Origin of the sequence: Chlorobaculum tepidum TLS, assembly GCF_000006985.1 — a bacterium.
GTDB classification, from domain to species: Bacteria; Bacteroidota; Chlorobiia; order Chlorobiales; family Chlorobiaceae; genus Chlorobaculum; species Chlorobaculum tepidum.
In genome coordinates, this window is sequence record NC_002932.3 from 778174 (window position 1) to 797224 (window position 19051).

At 55.9% G+C, this 19051-nt stretch carries 17 protein-coding genes; 10 read left to right on the forward strand and 7 right to left on the reverse strand.

Annotated elements, in window-relative coordinates; all coding sequences use genetic code 11:
• Positions 1-17: 17 nt before the first annotated feature.
• The 4 genes from AYT24_RS03825 to AYT24_RS03840 all read right to left on the reverse strand — a co-directional run bounded on the left by AYT24_RS03825 (position 18) and on the right by AYT24_RS03840 (position 3537).
• On the reverse strand, positions 18-719 hold the full coding sequence (locus tag AYT24_RS03825; RefSeq protein ID WP_010932497.1) for a sulfite exporter TauE/SafE family protein: 702 nt from the start codon (positions 717-719) through the stop codon (positions 18-20).
• Positions 720-949: 230 nt separating this feature from the next.
• Entirely contained in the window at positions 950-2545 is a 1596-nt protein-coding gene (locus AYT24_RS03830; RefSeq protein WP_010932499.1) for a peptide chain release factor 3, read from the reverse strand.
• Between the two features lie 406 nt (positions 2546-2951).
• The gene (locus AYT24_RS03835; RefSeq protein WP_010932501.1) at positions 2952-3257 is read right to left on the reverse strand and encodes a BrnA antitoxin family protein; all 306 of its coding nucleotides are present in this window, start codon (positions 3255-3257) and stop codon (positions 2952-2954) included.
• Complete coding sequence (locus AYT24_RS03840) at positions 3229-3537, reverse strand: BrnT family toxin (RefSeq protein WP_010932502.1); 309 nt, start codon at positions 3535-3537, stop codon at positions 3229-3231. The genes AYT24_RS03835 and AYT24_RS03840 overlap by 29 nt, the downstream gene beginning before the upstream one ends.
• Before the next feature lie 165 nt (positions 3538-3702).
• Here AYT24_RS03840 and AYT24_RS03845 point away from each other — a divergent pair, with 165 nt between their 5' ends.
• The 4 genes from AYT24_RS03845 (at position 3703) to AYT24_RS03860 (ending at position 7637) form a co-directional block, all read left to right on the forward strand.
• A complete protein-coding gene (locus AYT24_RS03845; RefSeq protein WP_010932503.1) occupies positions 3703-5028 on the forward strand; it encodes an alanine/glycine:cation symporter family protein in 1326 nt (441 codons plus the stop codon).
• Between the two features lie 155 nt (positions 5029-5183).
• Positions 5184-5717 (forward strand): inorganic diphosphatase, encoded by a 534-nt coding sequence (locus AYT24_RS03850; protein ID WP_164926937.1) that lies wholly within the window; start codon positions 5184-5186, stop codon positions 5715-5717.
• A gap of 446 nt (positions 5718-6163) precedes the next feature.
• Positions 6164-6682: a KdsC family phosphatase gene (locus AYT24_RS03855; RefSeq protein WP_010932505.1), complete on the forward strand. Its 519-nt coding sequence runs from the start codon at positions 6164-6166 to the stop codon at positions 6680-6682.
• 85 nt (positions 6683-6767) lie between these two features.
• Positions 6768-7637: an N-acetylneuraminate synthase family protein gene (locus AYT24_RS03860; protein WP_164926938.1), complete on the forward strand. Its 870-nt coding sequence runs from the start codon at positions 6768-6770 to the stop codon at positions 7635-7637.
• Between the two features lie 197 nt (positions 7638-7834).
• On the opposite strand, the gene AYT24_RS03865 is transcribed toward AYT24_RS03860, so the two are convergent.
• Positions 7835-7981 carry a hypothetical protein gene (locus AYT24_RS03865; protein ID WP_010932507.1) on the reverse strand — a complete coding sequence of 49 codons (147 nt, stop codon included), beginning with the start codon at positions 7979-7981 and terminating at the stop codon, positions 7835-7837.
• Between the two features lie 301 nt (positions 7982-8282).
• On the opposite strand from AYT24_RS03865, the gene AYT24_RS03870 reads away from it, so the two are divergent.
• From AYT24_RS03870 to AYT24_RS03885, 4 genes are all read left to right on the forward strand, one after another.
• Positions 8283-8744: a hypothetical protein gene (locus AYT24_RS03870; RefSeq protein WP_164926939.1), complete on the forward strand. Its 462-nt coding sequence runs from the start codon at positions 8283-8285 to the stop codon at positions 8742-8744.
• Between the two features lie 191 nt (positions 8745-8935).
• A complete protein-coding gene (locus AYT24_RS03875) occupies positions 8936-9847 on the forward strand; it encodes a hypothetical protein (protein WP_164926940.1) in 912 nt (303 codons plus the stop codon).
• 383 nt (positions 9848-10230) lie between these two features.
• Positions 10231-12120: a molecular chaperone HtpG gene (gene htpG, locus AYT24_RS03880; protein ID WP_010932510.1), complete on the forward strand. Its 1890-nt coding sequence runs from the start codon at positions 10231-10233 to the stop codon at positions 12118-12120.
• 109 nt (positions 12121-12229) lie between these two features.
• Positions 12230-13105: a VIT1/CCC1 transporter family protein gene (locus AYT24_RS03885; protein WP_010932511.1), complete on the forward strand. Its 876-nt coding sequence runs from the start codon at positions 12230-12232 to the stop codon at positions 13103-13105.
• A 6-nt stretch (positions 13106-13111) separates the two neighbouring features.
• Here the strand turns inward: AYT24_RS03885 and AYT24_RS03890 are convergent, their stop codons facing one another.
• Both AYT24_RS03890 and AYT24_RS03895 read right to left on the reverse strand, forming a co-directional pair.
• Positions 13112-14659 carry an AAA family ATPase gene (locus AYT24_RS03890; RefSeq protein ID WP_010932512.1) on the reverse strand — a complete coding sequence of 516 codons (1548 nt, stop codon included), beginning with the start codon at positions 14657-14659 and terminating at the stop codon, positions 13112-13114.
• Between the two features lie 205 nt (positions 14660-14864).
• Complete coding sequence (locus AYT24_RS03895) at positions 14865-15026, reverse strand: hypothetical protein (protein WP_164926941.1); 162 nt, start codon at positions 15024-15026, stop codon at positions 14865-14867.
• A gap of 29 nt (positions 15027-15055) precedes the next feature.
• Between AYT24_RS03895 and AYT24_RS03900 the strand changes: the two genes are divergently transcribed.
• Together AYT24_RS03900 and AYT24_RS03905 are read left to right on the forward strand one after the other, a co-directional pair.
• Complete coding sequence (locus tag AYT24_RS03900; protein ID WP_164926942.1) at positions 15056-16588, forward strand: fumarate hydratase; 1533 nt, start codon at positions 15056-15058, stop codon at positions 16586-16588.
• 105 nt (positions 16589-16693) lie between these two features.
• Positions 16694-18577, forward strand: coding sequence for an oxaloacetate decarboxylase subunit alpha (locus tag AYT24_RS03905; RefSeq protein WP_010932515.1), 1884 nt, complete (start codon positions 16694-16696; stop codon positions 18575-18577).
• The last annotated feature ends 474 nt before the right edge of the window (positions 18578-19051 follow it).

Below are 19051 nucleotides of genomic sequence, written 5' to 3' on the forward strand. Positions count from 1 at the left end.
GCTGTGAAGGCTGAGGGTCACTGATCTCGCACCATTGTGCGCGCCATCCGCGCAGCATAAGCTGAAAGGCCGATTTTCTGCATGGCGGGCACTCCTGAGTAGTTACTTGACGTTGATGACCCCCCACCAGGGCATACCCATGGCGCAGGTGATCTGGTACGATTTTTTTCACCTTTTTTGACGTCGAACCGGTTCGTCGAGAAATAGCTGTTGCTTGAGGCAGTTCTTATGATCCGGGCCGATCCTGTCGTCGCTGCGGTTTTGAGCTGGGCGGGGGGCTCGTTTCTGCCTGCGACTTTGGCGGCGAGGCCGAACTGGCTGTTCAGGTTGTAGAGCGTGAAGAAAATCACCAGCAGGCCGGCGGTTTTCATGAATACTCTCGAGGTGGATGGTTTGTTCGAGAGCTCGGAGCCCGACATGACGATCACGAGCAGAGGCAGCATGGTGCCCATCACGAAAAAGGTCATGATGGTCATGCCCTGCCAGGGATTTCCCGACAGAATCGCGGCGCCTTCAGCGGCCATGGTGAAGCCGCAGGGGAGCAGAATGGTCATGAAGCCGGTTGGCAGGGAGCGGATCAGGCCAAAGAGGAAAAACGCTCCGGAGGAGCTTTTGCTGTCGATTGTCAGCGAAGACAGCAAACCGGAGGCGGAAAGGCCGAAAAAAAGCACCACGACCGCTACCGCATAACCAGTTACGCGGATCAGTTCGGGCAGCATGTTTTTTGCCGATGGTGTCCGTCCGCCATGGACGCTTTTGCGTCGTCGAAGCCGGAGAGCGTCTTTACTTTCTCTTTTCGATGATCGCCTCGCAGGAGGCACAGTGCATGCCCGACACACCATAGATTTTCCGCTTCATGTTCGTATTTCCCGATCGTTTCCTGGTCAACGTTTTTACAGTAACTAATGTATGACCGGAAAGGTTTATTAACATTCGTGAAAATCGATGATCAATCCTGATTTTTAGTTTTGAACTCCGAGGTGGAGTGAAACTCAATCTCCGGAAAATCCTCTTTGGCGATTTTGAGCATCCATTCGGTTTCGGCGAAAAAGACCGGGTGATCCTCCTTGTCGAAGGCGATGACGTTTGCGCGGCGGCGCATGAACTCGTCGAGCTGCTTCTGGTTGTCGCTGGTGATCCAGAAGGCTTTGTGGAAGCGCAGGGGCGTGAAAGAGCACTGCGCGCCGTACTCGTGTTCGAGGCGGAACTGGATGACATCGAACTGAAGTTCGCCCACTGTACCGACGATCTTACGGGTGCCGTACTGCACGAAGAGCTGCGCCACGCCCTCATCGGTGAGCTGGCGGATGCCCTTTTCGAGCTGCTTGGTCTTGAGCGGGTCGCGGTTTTCGAGCACCTTGAAGATCTCCGGCGAGAAGCTCGGAATGCCGCGAAAGTGCAGCGTTTCGCCTTCGGTGAGCGTGTCGCCGATTTTCAGCGAACCGTTGTCATACAGGCCGATCACGTCGCCGGGCCAGGCTTCGTCGATCACGTTCTTCTCCTGCGCCATGAACTGCGTCGGGTTGGAGAAGCGCACCTTTTTACCGAGGCGCGTGTGCTGGTAGAACTTGTTGCGCTCGAAGCGTCCGGAGCAGATTTTGAAGAAGGCCGTGCGGTCGCAGTGGTTCGGGTCGAGGTTGGCGTGAATCTTGAAGACGAAGCCGGAGAGCGCCGCCTCAGAAGCGTACACTATGCGCTCCGACGCCTCGCGCTCATGCGGGCACGGGGCGATGTCGATGAAGGTGTCGAGCAGTTCCCGGACGCCAAAATTGTTGACCGCGCTACCGAAAAAGACCGGCGCCTGCAATCCTTCACGGTACATCTCAAGCTCGTACGGCTCATACACACCCTCGATCAGTTCGACGTCCTCGCGCAGCTTCGCGGCATTGGCCGTGCCGACCCAGTCGGCGAGTTTCGGGTCGTCGATGCCCTCGATGTCGGTCAGCTTCTGGCCGATCTGCGAGGTGTTGGCTTCGAACAGGTTCAGCGATTTGTCGAACAGGTTATAGACGCCCTTGAAGGTCTGGCCCTGGCTGATCGGCCAGGTCATCGGGCAGGTCTGGATATCGAGCTTCTCTTCCAGCTCGTCGAGCAGCTCAAAGGGGTTGCGCCCTTCGCGGTCGAGCTTGTTAATGAAGATGATCACCGGCGTGTGGCGCATCCGGCAAACCTCCATCAGCCGCTCGGTCTGCTCCTCGACGCCCTTCATGCTATCGACCACGAGGATGACGCTGTCCACGGCGGTCAGCGTGCGATAGGTGTCTTCGGCGAAGTCCTTGTGGCCGGGCGTGTCGAGAATGTTGATGCGCTTGCCCTTGTACTCGAAACCCATCACCGAGGTCGCCACCGAAATGCCGCGCTGCTTCTCGATCTCCATGAAGTCGCTGGTCGCTGACTTGCGAATCTTGTTGCTCTTCACCGCGCCCGCCGTATGGATTGCACCGCCGAACAGCAGTAGTTTTTCGGTGAGCGTGGTTTTACCCGCATCCGGATGGCTGATAATAGCGAACGTCCGCCGCCGCGCGATCTCCTTTGCTAACTCCATGCTTCTGGTCTCTCTGTCTGATGTGTCAAGTCCGGTTCTGTTCGATGAGTGCGGAAAATATCAAAAAACCGGAAATATCGGGCATGGGGAAGGATGATGGTAAAGCTGGGCGTCCTTGTTTTATCGGGGCGGAGAGTGTACTTTTGGGGGGTTCTTCGCAGAATATCGTGGGTAAATGGTGAATATGGGTCAATCGACTGAGGCACGGCCAAAACGAATGCGCTCTGCAAAGAGTGTCCGGCCAAAGGATAAATCACCTTAACGCTTTGTCATATGATGAGTTATACATGTCTTTGACCGAACTGTTAAACTTGTTCATCAGGGATGGTCATGTGAGCATCCTTCATGCCACCCACGAAATTCTGCGAAGAACCAATGTTAATCATGCATGCCAATCTTCTGAGCTTCAAGAGTTTGCTTTCTTTTGTTTGTTCCTTTCCACCTCGTACTCGCTATCGATGCGCTCTCTGAGGTACATTTTCATGAGGGACTGATAAGGAACGTCTCGTTCGTTAGCAAGAGTTTTGATGCGATTGAGCAGCATTTCCGGCAAACGGAGCGAAATGGTTTTCATCGTTGGTTTCAGGTCAGGGAAGATGGCCGGTTTTGCTTTTTGCCAATCGATATATTCGGACGAATCATGCGAGGTCCAGAATTCACGCTCTTCCTGTTCACTGCTGAATTCAGGAACGGTCTTTGTCTGCTTTTTCATAGGTACTCTTCTCCTTTATGTTCATGTCTCTCGAAGAGATAATTCTGATTTTGTCTTTCTTGACGGTGAAAACCACAAAGAGTTTTCTGCCCTCATTTGTTTGACCCAGCGCGTACCATCTTGATTCTATCTCCGAATGTTTCGGGTCGTCGGCAACGATCAACGGCTGGTTGAAGAAGATCGATTCCGACTCGGAGTTCGATACGCCATGTTTTTCCGGATTTTTGGCGAGGTTACCCTCATCCCATTGAAATCCGGTTATGCCTGTAAAAAGATTCATGATGCTTTGTATGTTTTTCAAATATACGCGATGTGTGTGGAACTGTCAAGCTGGCAGTTCCAGAGCTTCGGGAATTTCCGTACTTTTTCCTGACGATTTCAAAAGAAGCGGAGCCGGGGTTCCGCGCGCCCAGGTTTCCATCCACATTCATCCTAACCAAAAATCATGCAATCATTTGAAGCGCTTCTTTCACAAGTCAGCGATCTTGTCTGGGGCATCCCTCTGCTGGTGGCGTTGTTCGGGACGCATCTGTTTTTGACGTTCAGGCTGGGCATTATCCAGAAGCATCTGCTTTATGCCATCCGCATCTCGTTTACCCGTTCGCATGAGGGGACGGGGGAGATCAGCCATTTTGGGGCGCTGGTGACAGCGCTGGCGGCGACGATTGGCACGGGCAACATCGTCGGCGTTTCGACGGCCGTGGCGATGGGCGGGCCGGGGGCGGTGCTGTGGATGTGGCTGACCGGCGTGTTTGGCATTGCGACCAAGTATGGCGAGGCGGTGCTGTCGGTCAAGTATCGCACGATCAATGATGATGGCACGGTGGCTGGCGGACCGATGTATGTGCTCGAAAAGGGGCTTGGCATGAAATGGCTCGGGGTCATTTTTGCGGTTTTCACCGTTGTGGCCTCGTTTGGCATTGGCAATATGGTGCAGGCCAACTCGATTGCGAAGCTCTTGGAGGCGAAGTACCAAGTGTCGCCGTGGCTGACCGGCGTGGTACTGACCGTGTTCACCGGTGTAGTGATTATCGGCGGTATCAAGTCCATCGCCCGCGTGTGCGAGTACCTCGTGCCGCTGATGGCCGCGCTCTACCTCATCGGCTGCGTCGTGCTGCTCGTAATGGGGCACCACTCGCTCGGCGATACGATCGGCGTGATCGTCAGCTCCGCTTTTACCGGCCAGGCCGCGCTTGGCGGATTCGCGGGCGCTGGCGCTCGCGAGGCGGTGCGTTATGGCATCGCGCGTGGCCTCTTCTCGAACGAGTCGGGCCTCGGCAGCGCGCCCATCGTCGCCGCCGCCGCGCAGACCTCGCATCCGGTGCGCCAGGCGCTGATTTCCTCGACCGGCACTTTCTGGGACACGGTCGTCGTCTGCGCGGCGACGGGCATCGTGGTGGTCAACTCCGGCGCATGGACGAGCGGCCTGAAGGGSGTGGAGCTGACCAACRCCGCTTTYTCCGGCATTCCGCACATCGGCCCGCTGGTGCTCTCGTTCGGCCTCTTGACCTTCGTTTTTTCGACCATTCTCGGCTGGTCGTACTACGGCGAAAAGGCGCTCGAATATCTCGCGGGCCGCGGGGCGATCAAGCCCTACCGCTGGCTCTGGGTTGCGGCGGTGATGGTTGGCTCGGTCGCTTCGTTGCAAGTTGTCTGGACCTTTGCCGACATCGCCAACGGCCTCATGGCGGTGCCGAACCTGGTTGCCTTGCTGCTGTTGAGTCCGGTCATCGCCAGCGAGACAAAAGACTATTTTTCAGGAAGGGAGTGAGCCCGACAACGGGCCGATCAGTCGGATCGGCTGGATCTGACCGATCGGCCATATCTTGTTCTTGGCGCTCTTTTTTTCTGGGAGGTTTGAAAAAAAATTCTATCTTGGAAAACGTTTTCATTTACACCATGCAGATATAAACCAGTCAGTCCACCATGAATTTCAACCCCTGGCACCACGTCGAGATCGGAGAAGAGTGCCCGAACGTCGTCAACGCTATCGTCGAGATTTCCAAAGACAGCAAAACCAAGTACGAGCTGGACAAGAAGACCGGCATGTTGCGGCTTGACCGCGTGCTTTTCTCGTCGGTGCTGTACCCGGAAAACTACGGCTTCATTCCCAAGACTCTCGGCGAAGACCACGACCCGCTCGACATCGTCGTCATTTCACAGTGCTCCATCGTGCCGATGTGCATTGTGAAGTCCAGGGTGATCGGCGTCATGCGCATGATCGATCACGGCGAGAACGACGACAAGATCATCGCCGTGGCCGCAGACGACATGAGCGTCAGCGACATCCACGACATTGGTGACCTCGGCAAGCACTTCAAGATGGAACTCCAGCACTTCTTCGAGGAGTACAAGGCGCTCGAACAGAAGACGGTTCTGGTCGAAGAGTTCCAGGACGCCGCGACGGCAAAGCAGATTCTGCTTGATTCGATCAAGCGCTACAGCGAGACGTACGCCTGATTTCTGCAAGTACGTTTGCTGATCCAGCAAATTCAAGGGGGCGTCATGGATAACAGCCATGACGCCCTTTTTGATCTGTATCGCCAATATGCCGGTTTGCGTGGCATATAATGTTGAAAAGCTACGATCTGATATATGGAACGCTGATGACGGATGCAATTTGACCTTCCTTTAGGCAATCTTTTTCTGTTTTTTCTATAACTTGTTTTTAATCAATACGATAGGGGTGATGTCTGCGTAGCGTTGCCTTGGGCGTTCTTGCTGTTAGATGCCCATAAAACCGCATCAGTTCGAGCTTCTACAGTTTGTGGATGGAATGTGGATAACTTGTTGAAAGATGTTGGAGCTTTTCTGTGTGAAGGACTGCTTCAAGGATATTACGGAAAAGTGATATATTAGCCGGTGTTTTGCACGGAAGCGTTTTTGCCACAAAATCTCATACCTTCATGATTCTTCTCTCCCCGCAGGAACAGCAATCGAGAGCTGCGCGTATCCGGCTCGTTCTTTCGGACAACGACGGTGTATTCACCGACAATGGCGTGTACTACTCGGAACGAGGCGAAGAGTTCAAACGGTACTCCATCCGCGACGGCATGGGCGTCGAACGCCTGCGCGAGCACGGCGTCGAAACCGGCATCATGACCGGCGAGGTTTCGCCAAGCATTGTCAGGAGAGCGCAGAAGCTTCATATCGAACGCTTGTACCTCGGCGTCAAGGACAAGCAGTCGAGGCTGGCTGATGTGCTCTCCGATACCGGCCTCTCCAAGGCTGAAATCGCCTATATCGGCGACGACGTGAACGATATTGGTATCATGAACGCTATCGCGCCATTCGGCCTGGTGGCCTGTCCGGGAGATGCAATGCCTCTGGTCGAACCCTGCGTTCACTACCGGTGCACCGCGCAAGGCGGTCGTGGAGCCTTCCGGGAGTATGCCGAGTGGCTGATTGCCCTGAGAGCTTCATAAAATTTTTTTCGCTTTTTTCCCGTATTAAGAGAATCAACCGCCGTCTTGTGGCGCGCTTTTTCATTATTTGACTGTACTGAAATCTATGGCTGAAGTGAAAATCGGAAATAGCATGGTCGGAGACGGCCATCCGGTGTATGTGATCGCAGAGATCGGAATCAACCACAACGGCTCGCTCGAAGTAGCCAAAAAGCTGATCGAAGGCGCGGCGCAGGCAGGCTGCGATGCGGTCAAGTTCCAGAAACGGACGCCCGAGCTGTGCGTGCCGATGGACCAGCGCCTGATCGAGCGCGATACGCCGTGGGGGCGCATGACCTACATGGATTATCGCTACAAGGTTGAGTTCGGTTTCGAGGAGTATTCCGAGATCGATGCCTATTGCCGCGAAAAGGGAATTGCCTGGTTCGCTTCATGCTGGGACGAGGAGGCGGTCGATTTCATGGAGCAGTTCAATCCGCCGTGTTACAAGGCGGCCTCTGCCTCGCTGACCGATCTTACCCTGCTGAAAAAGACCAAGGCGACGGGGCGCCCGCTCATCATCTCGACCGGCATGTCCACCATGGAGGAGGTCGATGCCGCCGTCAACGAGCTTGGCCGCGAGAATCTGCTGATCGCGCACACCAACTCTACCTATCCCTGCCCGGTCGAGGAGCTGAACCTGCGGATGATCCACACCCTGCAACAGCGTTATCCCGATAACCCCATCGGCTACTCCGGCCACGAGGTTGGCCTTGCCACGACATGGGCGGCGGTGGCTCTCGGCGCGACCTTCGTGGAGCGCCACGTAACGCTCGACCGCGCCATGTGGGGTTCCGACCAGGCCGCGTCGGTGGAGATTTCCGGCATGTCGAGGCTGGTCTCGAACATCCGCGACATCGAAAAAGCGCTCGGCGACGGTGTCAAGCGAGTCTATGATGGTGAAGCCGCCGCGCGCAAGAAGCTCAGAAGGGTATAGCCTGCAAGGATTTACGATCGAAATAGAGCCTGAAGCCGCAGAGGAGCCAAATCCTCTGCGGCTTTTTTTTTGTTGCGTCAAGCGCGGGCGTAAAAGTCTTGACGCAGGCATTTTGCCGTTGATAGCCAAAGAGCGGAGGCGGGCAAGAGCGAGCAAAGCTCTGCCGGCAACGGTTCAGGCCGGTGAGATGCGTGCGCTCAAACAGGCAGCGTCTTGAGCTTGCGCCTGAAAAGGGTGGGCTGAATCATATGTCGCCATGCCGGGCGGAAGGCCAGCGCCATTGCCGCGATTTTGCGATCAATCCGGTTCAGATTTTCGAGTTTTCCGGGAAAAGTGAGGAGCATTTCGAAATCCTGAGTGCAATTTTTCGATCTCGTTACATTTTTTTTATTTACTCAATTTAGGTTTTTATATGCCGATAACCCCTTGATGTATAGTGTTTTGCGTGATATTTACATCGTGAAGCCGTTGTGTTTTTAGCGTGCTTTGTAATGTTTTGTGTTTTGTTTTTGATGGTACTTTTTAAAAAAGAGTACTTAAATTATAACCGTAGCCTCACCAATCAACTTTAGGTAGGCCTGTTCTTTGATCATGATCATAAGGTTAACAAACACCAAACTCTCTAAACCAATGGGGGAACTAATCATGAAAAAGACAATCATCACATCGCTTGTAGCTATCGCTGCTTTTGGCTTCGCTGGCACGGCACACGCTGATTCATTCGCAACCTACAGCTCGCTTAATACGTTGAGTGCTGGTACAGACGATCCAAACGGCGTCAGCTATGGTTATTCTTATGACTGGGGCGGGGTAAGCTCTTCATGCTGCAACGGTTCGTCAGCTGTCGGCAGTTATACTGAAATTGACGCTTTTGGTGTGGGCGATGGTTCATTGAGTGCTGTTTCTGGCTTCCAGGGGAAGGCAGAACAGGGCGCGAACAGCAGCTTTGCAACCGCGGCCGGTATTGCTGCATCCAGTAATAGTGGCTTGACAAATTATGGTTATCCTGTCGTTGATGTTTCTGTTGATGGAGGCGCGTATGCTCAGAGCTCGAGTTATGCTTCCTATTCCTGGATGACTGTCTGGGGCGGAAGTACTTCCTGGTAATTGACATCAGGTAGTACTATGGCGGCCAATAACCGGGTTACGGCAAGGAACAAGTTGGTTATTGGCCGCCTTTCTTTCCTAAGGGGTAAATGCCCCGCTGTTTATGGCGTAAAGTATTCAGGCATTGCCTTCAAGATACTCCGCTGCTTGCGGCGGGGTTCTTCATTAAAAAAATTAAATATCGGCGCGCAATGAAAAAGATTACCCCACTTCTCTTACTTGCCTCTTGTATGTTGTCATCGCCAGTGCTTGCTGATGAGCCAACAACCACAGTAGGTGTTGATAACAACCAGGACGTAAGCAATTGTTCCTCGGTATCGCAGGCTGGGGCAACATCGGTTGCAGGTGTTGGCGTTGGAAACTGGTCTCAGATTTTCGAGGCTTCTCACCCCATTCCCTATCTTCCCGGCACGCCGGGAGTGACCGCTAACGCGCCCACCCTGTTCAGTATGCAGGGTTTGCCGGCTCAGGTAAAAGGGCTTTCGCTGTTAACGCAAAACCTGTATAACGCAAATTACCATGATGTCGCTATCGGGAGTAGCCAGGGAACAAAGATTATTTTTAACGCGTCATACCCTGCTCCGAAGCCTGAAAAGAAGAATAGAAATGTTTATGTGAATCTCGACGGCGTAGCGAGAGGCGAAGTCGTTGGTTCATTAACCGTTCAGAGCCGCAAGGATAAAGCCGAAGAGGTCGATTTTGCAACGTTGCTGTATGATGCGCGCCAGTATATCGCTGCAAATCACAAGCTGGACGGCTATGACGTCACGCTTCTTACCGTTCCGAATACGGTATCCTATTCAATGGGCGTCGATGGCAAAGCGTCAGGGATGACGGTTGCTCCGCTGGTTTCAGGGTTGATCAACGGCCCGTTAGGCGCGATGACCGCTCTTTCAACAGGTTTTTCAAGAAACGGAGGAATAACGGTTCCTACAGCGCGTATCGGCGTCACGTTCCTTGTTCTTGTTGACAGTGGCAAGAGCCAGGTCGTTGACCTCAGGGAGTACTATAATATGCTAGAAAAGGGCAGTACAAACGGCAACGGCAACGGCAACAATAAAAAGAAGTACGAGGCGATTCAGCCGAAAGAGAGTGCTGAATAACCGTGAGTTTTGGTGGTTTGAAAAAATTAGATGAGGTTGCGTGTACAATTATGGTGTGGCGCGCACAAACCGGAGTTCCGAATGCCTGATGGCTGAAGATGCTGACCTGGACTCGCGGTGATTAACGCGGCAATCGGAAGGGGGACAAATTTTTCGGAGCGCCTGTTACATGGTAAGTTCTACAGCCGCTTGCGCATTCAACCGCGCAAGCGGCTGTGGTGTTTTGGCGAAATTTCGCTGCGATTCGGTTGTTGCTATATTTGACCAGCTCCCTTAAATTTACCTCTCGATTGGCTGATTGCGGAACGCGCTCTCGGCATCTCTCGATTCTCTTCTTTGAAAGAGATCGTTTATCCCGGTTAATGTTATCCAGTAGATTTATTATGAGCAGCAACCCTACCTCATCCGTTCGTGAGTTTGAATACAAGGCTGAAATGAAACAGCTTCTGAATCTGATCGTCCATTCGCTGTACACCCATCCTGAAATTTTTCTTCGTGAGCTGATCTCCAACGCCTCCGATGCGCTCGGCAAGGCGCGTTTTCGGATGCTTTCGTCTGACGAGGGGCTTGACAAGTCCGGCGATCTGAAGATCACCATCACCGTCGATAAAGAGTCTGGCAGCTTTGTCATCGAAGACACCGGCATCGGCATGAGCGAGGAGGAGTTGATCTCGAACCTCGGTACGGTGGCCAGCTCCGGCACGCTCGGCTTCATGGAGGCGCTGAAGGAGCAGCAGAAAGAGGGACAGCGGCTCGACGCCAACCTCATCGGCCAGTTCGGCGTAGGCTTCTACTCAGTCTTCATGGTGACCGATGAAGTGACCGTCGAGACCAAAAGCATCGAGAGCGGCTTGCAGGGGTGGCGGTGGAAATCATCCGGCCAGGGTTCCTACACCATTGAGCCGGTCGAACGCGAAGCTCGCGGCACCCGCATTTCATTCATCCTCAAGGAGGAGTTCAGGGAGTTCGCCCAAGAGTACCGCGTCGAGCAGATTATCAAGAAGTACTCAAACTTCGTTGAATATCCGATCTACATCGGCAGCCGCCAGATCAACAGCATGACCGCGCTCTGGCAGCGTCCCAAGAGCGAGCTGAAACAGGAAGAGGTCAACGAGTTCTACAAGTTCATCGCCAACGATTTCAAGGACCCGCTCGACTACCTGCACGTGTCGGTCGAGGGCGCGGTGAGCTTCAAGGCGCTGCTTTTCATTCCTTCCGAAGCGCCGATGGAGCTGCTCTACAACCAGGGGGCGCTCGAAAAACGCGGGCCGCAGCTCTACGTCAAGAAGGTGCTCATCCAGCACGAGTGCCGCGATCTTCTGCCCGAATATCTGCGCTTCGTGAGCGGCGTGGTCGATACCGAGGATTTGCCGCTGAACGTTTCGCGCGAGCTGGTGCAGGCAAGCCCGGTGATGGCGAAAATCAAGCAGATTCTCACCACCAAGCTGCTCGGCTGGTTCGACACCATCGCCAAAGAGGAGCCGGAGAAGTTCCGCGCCTTCTACAAGGCGTTCGGCACGATCCTGAAAATCGGCCTCAACACCGACTTCACCAATCGCGACAAGCTGATCGATCTCTTGCGCTTCGAGACCACCAAGACCGTCGAGGGCGAGTACGTCACCCTCAAAGAGTACGTCGGGCGCATGGCCGAGGGGCAGACCGAAATCTACTACCACTCCGGCAGCAGCCGCGCACAGATGCTCGCGCATCCAAACCTCGAATATTTCAGGAAGCGCGACATCGAGGTGCTTCTGCTCTCCGATCCGGTCGATGTGTTTGTGATTCCCTCGATTTTCGAGTACGACAAGAAGCCGCTCAAGTCGATTGAGAAGGCTGAAATTGACATGAGCACGGTCGAGCCCGAAGGTGAGCGGCTCAGTGCTGAGGGCACGGTTGGCGTGATTTCGCTCTTCAAGGAAGTGCTCGGCGAGCGCGTGGCCGACGTGGTCGAGTCCAGGCGCCTCGTCAGTTCGCCGGTGACGCTGGTGAGCGGCAAAGATGCGCTCGACAGCCAGTTCGAGAAGATGATGAAGATGATGAACAAGGATGCCGACATGCCTTCCACGAAGAAGATTCTCGAGATCAACACCGCGCATCCGATCATCCGCAACCTGGCGGGCAAGCACGCCGTCGGCCTCTCCACCGATCCGGTCGTTCGTGCGGCGGTCACGCAGCTTTTCGAGAGCGCCCTGTTGCTCGAAGGCGACCTCGAATCGGTCGCGGACTACGTTTCGCGCATGAACGAACTGGTCGAGGCCGCGACGCGCTCGTAACTCGCGGATCGAACAGCACTGCTGTTCGGCGTTATCAAACGGCCTGTCGGGATGCGTGGTTGCTCCGGGCGGGCCGTTTGACCGGTAACCCATTAACCACTTTTCACTTGTGAGCCAACTGTCTGAAACCGAACTTCGGCATGTCGCCGGATTTCAGAAAAACGAGATCACCGAGCACCACATCTACAAGAATCTCGCCAAAAAGGTTGACGGCGTGAAGAACCGCCGCGTTTTTGCCCAGATTTCCGAAGACGAACTTCGTCATTACCATGTCTGGAAAAAATATACTGGGAGGGAGGTGGAGCCGGATCGCTTTAAAATCTGGCTCTACTCGATGATCGCCCTCTTGTTTGGTTTTACCTTTGCCGTCAAGCTGATGGAGGGGAAAGAGCAGAACGCGCAGCAGGAGTACGAGCGGGTGGCGAACATGGGCGTCGAAATCGATGGCCTCATCAAGGACGAGGAGGAGCACGAGCAGGCGCTGATCGCCGTGCTCGATGAGGAGCGGCTGCAATATACCGGTTCGATCGTACTTGGCCTGAACGACGCCTTGGTCGAACTGACGGGTGCTCTGGCAGGCCTGACCTTCGCCTTGCAGAATACCCGGCTCGTAGCGCTGACAGCAGTGATCACCGGTTTTGCCGCCGCCCTGTCGATGGCCTCGTCGGAATATCTCTCAACCAAAACCGAGGCGGGTGTGAAAAGCCCTGTCAAGGCCTCGATCTACACGGGCGTCGCCTATATCATCGCCGTCGCGGTGCTGATCGTCCCGTATCTCGTTCTGAACGACATTTACCTGAGCCTCGCGCTCGCGTTTGCCGGTGCGTTTGTGGTGATCGCCCTGTTCAATTTTTATGTCTCCGTGGCGCAGGGCGTGCCGTTCAGGAGCCGTTTTCTCGAAATGGCCGGGCTGATTGTCGCGGTCTCCGGCATCAGCTTTTTGGCGGGACTTGGCATCCGGTACTTCTTCGGCGTCGAGGTGTAGCTTTTGTCACATTTTCAGCGCCGTCAGCAGCGCTTCGATGGTAACTTCGCCCTCTGTGTCGATCTGGATGCAGAGGGCTTTTTCGTCTCCGGCGGGCGACTCAATGGCGTGAAGCTGGGCTTCGAGAACCTTCTGGTCAGCTTCGGAGGCGTCGCTTCCTTTTTTGTGTCGCGTTCGTACCCGCTCGCGCAGCGTCTCGTGCGTGGCTTGGAAGCAGAGAATGCGGCACTCGCAGTTCATCGCTCTTGCCAGGCGGATGAAAGGGGCTCTCTTGCGGGCATCGGGGAAGGTGGCATCGACGATCACCGGAAAGCCTGCTGACAGCGCGGTCGAGGCGGCGTCGAGCATGACGTCGTAGGTTTTCTGCGTCGCTTCAGGCGTGTAGATGTCGAACCCTTTTCCGGCGCTGCGTTCGAGGCTGTCGATGCCGAAGAGGCGCTTGCGCTCGACGTCCGAGCGGATGTGGATGAAGCCGCCCAAGTCGGCGAGTCGCGCTGCCCAGGTCGATTTGCCGCTGCCCGAGACGCCGTAGGTGATGAGCAGCATCGGTTTTCGGGGCTGCGTGTAGCCGAGCGCGAGCCGAATGTAGGAGTGGTGCTCGGCGAGCGTTTTGGCTTTTTCCTCCTCGTCCGACTCCTGCGCAACGCGGATCGAGGTGACCTTGGCCCGCACCATCGCCCGGTACACGCAATACAAACGCAGCACCTGCAAGCCGTTGTAATCGCCGTTTTTCGAGAGCCAGGCGTTCAGAAAATGCCACGCCAGTTCGGGGTGGCCGGAGTGTTCCAGGTCCATGAAGAGGAACGCGACGTCGCTCATGACGTCGATGATGCTCAGCACGTGGCTGAACTCGATGCAGTCGAAAATCGTGATCTTGCCGTCGCGTATTACCATGTTGCCGGTGTGCAGGTCGCCGTGGCACTCGCGCACCATGCCGAGCGCCTTGCGCTCCCGCATGACGCCGCCGAGCCGCCGGTGTTCGGTGAGCGTCCAGTGGCGGATTTTTTCGATGTCGCTCCGCTCTTCGATGGTGCGGGCGACCTCTTCGGTCAGGTCGAGATTTTCGAGCATCGGCTTGAGGATCACCTCCGGCGTGCCGAACTTCGCCGAGGGATCGGCTCGCGGAGCCTCGGCATGGAAGGCGGCGATCACCTCGGCGGCCTCGCCGATCTCGCGCTTTGTCAGCTCGCCCCGGCGCAGCAGCCGGTCGAGCTCGAACCTCCGGTCGAACTGCACCATGCGGATCACGTAGTCAATCGCCTCGCCATCGCCGCCGATCCGGATTTTTCCATCCGACTCTGTTACCGGCAGCACGTCGAGATAGAGGTCAGGGCAGAGCCGCCGGTTCAGGCGCAACTCCTCTTCACAGAAATGCTTGCGCCGTTCGAGCGTCGAGAAGTCAAGGAAGCCGAGATTGACCGGCTTCTTGAGTTTGTAGGCGAACTGGCCGGTGAGGAAGATCCATGATATATGGGTCTCGACCACCTCGATCACCTTTTCGACCGGATGATGATACGCTTCCGGGCGGCGAAGGGCTTCGGCTGGCTGGATCATGCTTTTTGCGGGTTTTGACGAGTTGGTTCTTTTACTCCGAAAGCTAAGGCAAAAATTCCGGGATAACCAGAACGGGGCGTTAACGGCACCGTCTCGCTGGTTCCTGCGTATTTCCCGCTGAAGTCATTGCCGGTTCAGGGTTTCTCAAAAAAAATTGTAAATTTCACGTTTTACTGCCAGCCTTCGATTATCGCTTGAATTATCATCAGCAAATAAGGGCGTAATCGATGATAGAGTTTTCCAGATTCTTTGTCTGCACGGCCCGCTTCGCCAGATGATGGGCAACTTCACCGGAACGGCGCTCCGTTTCTCGCGGATCGTCCTGCGGGATGGCAACGACAAGGCTGATTGCAGCAGACGCGTTCACAATCTTCGTTCACTCCAAGCTTGCCGACTATGAAACAGTTCAGGGATTCAATGATCGCCTTGATCACCGAGACCTCCACGAATCTGCCGAGCGACGTTCGCAAGGCCATCGCCGATGCCGTTGGCAATGATGCTGCCGATTCGAGGGCCGGACTTGCCATGTCTGCCATCACGCTCAATATCGACATGGCGGTCGATAATGTCGGCCCGGTTTGCCAGGATACCGGTATGCCTACCTTCTTCGTGCACACGCCGAAAGGCGCTGACCAGCTCGCCATGAAGCGCGACATCGAGGAGGCTGTCGTCGAGGCAACCCGAACCGGCAAGCTTCGTCCCAATGCGGTCGATTCGCTGACCGGTAAGAACTCCGGCAACAACCTTGGCTGCCATGTGCCGGTGATCCATTTCGAGCCGTGGGATCGCGACGAGATCGAGGTGAAGCTCATCCTCAAAGGCGGCGGCTGCGAGAACAAAAACATCCAGTACTCGCTGCCTGCCGATATTCCCGGACTTGGCCGCGCGGCTCGCGACCTCGACGGCGTGCGTAAGTGCATCCTCCACGCCGTGTACCAGGCGCAGGGACAGGGGTGCAGCCCCGGCTTCATCGGCGTCGGCGTCGGTGGCGACCGCACCAGCAGCTTCGAGCTGGCCAAGAAGCAGTTGCTCCGCTCGGTCGATGACACCAATTCCGATGCGGTGCTGGCCGAACTCGAACAGGAGATTCTCGACAAGGCTAACCGCCTGAACATCGGGCCGATGGGCTTTGCCGGCAAGACCACGCTGCTTGGCTGCAAGATCGGCACATCGCATCGCGTTCCGGCTAGCTTCTTTGTCTCGGTAGCCTACAATTGCTGGGCCTATCGCCGTCTTGGCGTCATCATCGACCCGAAAGAGGGTTCGATTTCCGAGTGGCAGTACCGCTATCCGGGCGAAATCAAGCGCATGGCGCGCGGCGCGGGCATTCCGCTGACGGGCCGTGAGGTGGTGCTCACCGCGCCGGTCAGCGAGGAGACGATCCGCTCGCTCAAGGTTGGCGACATCGTGATCGTTGATGGCGAAATGCACACCGGACGCGATGCCTTCCACCACTACATCATGCACCATGATCTGCCCGAGGGTCTCGACATCCGCGGCGGCATCATCTACCACTGCGGCCCGGTGATGCTCAAGAACGAGGCGGGCGAGTACACGGTCGTTGCTGCCGGGCCGACCACTTCGATTCGCGAGGAGCCTTACCAGTCGGACGTGATCGAAAAGCTCGGACTTCGCGCGGTGATTGGCAAGGGCGGCATGGGGCCGAAGACGCTTGCGGGCTTGCAGAAGCACGGTGCGGTCTATCTCAACGCCATCGGCGGTGCGGCGCAGTACTACGCCAGGTGCATCGAAAAGGTGACCGGCGTCGATTTCTTGGAAGAGATGGGCGTGCCGGAGGCGATGTGGCACTTGCAGGCCAAAGCCTTCCCGTGCATCGTCACGATGGACGCGCACGGCAACAGCCTGCACAAGCAGGTCGATGAGGAGTCCTTCGCGATGCTTGAAAACATCGGCAAGGAGCAGGCGTAAGTCTCAACCGGAAAACAGTTTACTTTCTATGCCGCGCCGCGTCAGCCGCAACAGCCTGCCGCGGCGCGGCCATAATGGATCAGTTAAAACCAGCGAGAGCGTTATATGAAAAAAATACGGTTCATGGATGTCTCATTCCGCGACGGGTTCCAGTCCTGTTACGGAGCAAGGGTCAAAACCGAGGATTTCCTGCCGGTGCTTGAAGCTGCCGTCGAGGCGGGCACCGATAACTTCGAGATCGGCGGAGGCGCGCGTTTCCAGAGCCTCTACTTCTACTGTCAGGAAGACGCCTTCGAGATGATGGATGCCTGCCGCCGCGTGGTCGGCCCCGACATCAATCTCCAGACTTTGTCGCGAGGCGCAAACGTGGTCGGCCTCGTTTCGCAGTCGCGCGACATCATCGACCTGCACGCCAAAATGTTCAAGAAGCATGGCGTCAGCACCATCCGCAACTTCGACGCGCTCATGGATGTGCGCAATCTCGCCTGGTCGGGCCAGTGCATCGTCAACGCCGGGCTGAAGCACCAGGTGGTGATCGCCCTGATGGGCCTGCCGCCGGGGCTGAACGAGCCCTACTGCCACACGCCGCAGTTCTACCTCGACAAGCTCAAGGAGATTCTCGACGCGGGCATTCCGTTCGACAGCGTCGCCTTCAAGGACGCCTCCGGCACCACCACTCCCGCCGTGATCTACGAAACGATCAAGGGCGCTCGCAAGATGCTGCCCGAAGGCACCGTGCTCCAGTTCCACACGCACGACACCGCCGGAATGGGCGTGGCCTGCAACTTTGCGGCCATCGAGGCGGGCATTGACATCATCGATCTGGCGATGGCTCCGGTCAGCGGCGGCACCGCCGAGGTGGACATCCTTACCATGTGGCACCGCCTGCGCGGCACCGATTACACCCTCGACATCGATCAGGAGAAGTACCTCGAAGTCGAGCGGATGTTTATCGAGCACATGGACAAGTACTACATGCCGCCGGAAGCCAAAGAGGTCAACCCGGTCATTCCGTTCTCGCCCATGCCGGGCGGCGCGCTGACGGCCAACACCCAGATGATGCGCGACCACGGCACGTTGCACTTCTTCCCGGAGGTGATCCGCAACATGCGGGAAGTTGTCGCCAAGGGCGGCTTCGGCTCGTCGGTGACGCCGGTTTCGCAGTTCTACTTCCAGCAGGCCTTCGCCAACACCGTGCAGGGGCCGTGGAAAAAGATCGTGGACGGCTACGGCAAGATGGTGCTCGGCTACTTCGGCAAGACCCCGGCAGCCCCCGATCCGGAGGTGGTGGCGCTCGCCTCGGAACAGCTCGGCCTTGAGCCGACCGTTCAGGACGTGCACGACATCAACGACCGCAATCCCGATCTTGGCATCGAGCACAACCGCAAGCTCCTCGAAGAGGCCGGATTGCCGGTGACCGACGAAAATATCTTTATCGCGGCCACCTGCGGCGCGAAGGGCATTAGCTTCCTCAAGGGCGACAAGCCGATGGGCATCCGCTACAAAGCGGACGTCGAGGCGGAGGAGAAGGCCAAGCATAGCGAGGAGGAGCTGAAGGTCACTTCGCATGGCAACTCGTTGCAGGATCGCCTCTCCGACCTCATCAAACCGGCTGGACGCAGCAACCTGTCAGGCAACTACATGGTGATGGTGGATGGCAAGTCGTTCAACGTGGTGATCGCCGATGGTATGGTCATGGCTCAGTCGATCGCGTCCGGCGCGCAGCCTTTCGTGATGCCTGTGCCGACGGCGGTCTCCGCACCCCAGCAGCATCGGGGCACGCCGGTCATGCCTTCCATGCCGGGCAACGTCTTCAAGATGGAGGTCGAAGCCGGTCAGAAGGTAGAGGAAGGGCAGGAGGTTGCCGTCATGGAGGCTATGAAGATGGAGTCCCCGGTCAAAGCGCCAAAGTCCGGTATCGTTACGGTAGTCCTCGCTAAGCCCGGAGACGCAGTTTCCGCCGCCCAGGCGCTGATGTATATCGAGTGATTGGGCGCGGGATGGATTTCCGACACAGCACAATTTGAAAGGGCAGGCTCAACAGGTCTGCCTTTTGTTTGTCTCTGATTAAGTGCTAAGTTTGGTGTAATCGCTTTTGTCGCCACCGCATATAAAGAGCGCGGCGTTGTAATGTTTTTAAATAGAATGCTTTATCATGTTTTGCGGGTTGGTCGAAAGTGTGTTATAAGGGCACAAATCAAGAATTGGGCGTCTTATACGCGAACCATATAATCAATGTTTTGTAACGGAGTGTCATGGTACCAAATAAAGCACAAATACTGGAAAGACTGTGTAATTCACTGGCCCAAGCTGAAGCATTGAAGAACAAGCCAGAGCGCACTTCTTTTTCTGGTTTCGAGAGGTGGTGGCGAGCGACAGAAAAGCTTATTTCAGAAGCGTTTCTCGGGAGTTGCAAGCTGCAGGACTGCCTGTGGACATGAACAAGGCCTTATAAAGTCATTG

Excerpts from the sequence above, each read along its gene's own strand:
- AYT24_RS03825 (WP_010932497.1), bottom strand. The coding sequence starts at position 719 with ATGCTGCCCGAACTGATCCGCGTAACTGGTTATGCGGTAGCGGTCGTG.
- AYT24_RS03830 (WP_010932499.1), bottom strand. The coding sequence starts at position 2,545 with ATGGAGTTAGCAAAGGAGATCGCGCGGCGGCGGACGTTCGCTATTATC.
- AYT24_RS03835 (WP_010932501.1), bottom strand. The coding sequence starts at position 3,257 with ATGAAAAAGCAGACAAAGACCGTTCCTGAATTCAGCAGTGAACAGGAA.
- AYT24_RS03840 (WP_010932502.1), bottom strand. The coding sequence starts at position 3,537 with ATGAATCTTTTTACAGGCATAACCGGATTTCAATGGGATGAGGGTAAC.
- AYT24_RS03850 (WP_164926937.1), top strand. The coding sequence starts at position 5,184 with ATGAATTTCAACCCCTGGCACCACGTCGAGATCGGAGAAGAGTGCCCG.
- AYT24_RS03855 (WP_010932505.1), top strand. The coding sequence starts at position 6,164 with ATGATTCTTCTCTCCCCGCAGGAACAGCAATCGAGAGCTGCGCGTATC.
- AYT24_RS03860 (WP_164926938.1), top strand. The coding sequence starts at position 6,768 with ATGGCTGAAGTGAAAATCGGAAATAGCATGGTCGGAGACGGCCATCCG.
- AYT24_RS03865 (WP_010932507.1), bottom strand. The coding sequence starts at position 7,981 with ATGCTCCTCACTTTTCCCGGAAAACTCGAAAATCTGAACCGGATTGAT.
- AYT24_RS03870 (WP_164926939.1), top strand. The coding sequence starts at position 8,283 with ATGAAAAAGACAATCATCACATCGCTTGTAGCTATCGCTGCTTTTGGC.
- AYT24_RS03875 (WP_164926940.1), top strand. The coding sequence starts at position 8,936 with ATGAAAAAGATTACCCCACTTCTCTTACTTGCCTCTTGTATGTTGTCA.
- htpG (WP_010932510.1), top strand. The coding sequence starts at position 10,231 with ATGAGCAGCAACCCTACCTCATCCGTTCGTGAGTTTGAATACAAGGCT.
- AYT24_RS03890 (WP_010932512.1), bottom strand. The coding sequence starts at position 14,659 with ATGATCCAGCCAGCCGAAGCCCTTCGCCGCCCGGAAGCGTATCATCAT.
- AYT24_RS03900 (WP_164926942.1), top strand. The coding sequence starts at position 15,056 with ATGAAACAGTTCAGGGATTCAATGATCGCCTTGATCACCGAGACCTCC.
- AYT24_RS03905 (WP_010932515.1), top strand. The coding sequence starts at position 16,694 with ATGAAAAAAATACGGTTCATGGATGTCTCATTCCGCGACGGGTTCCAG.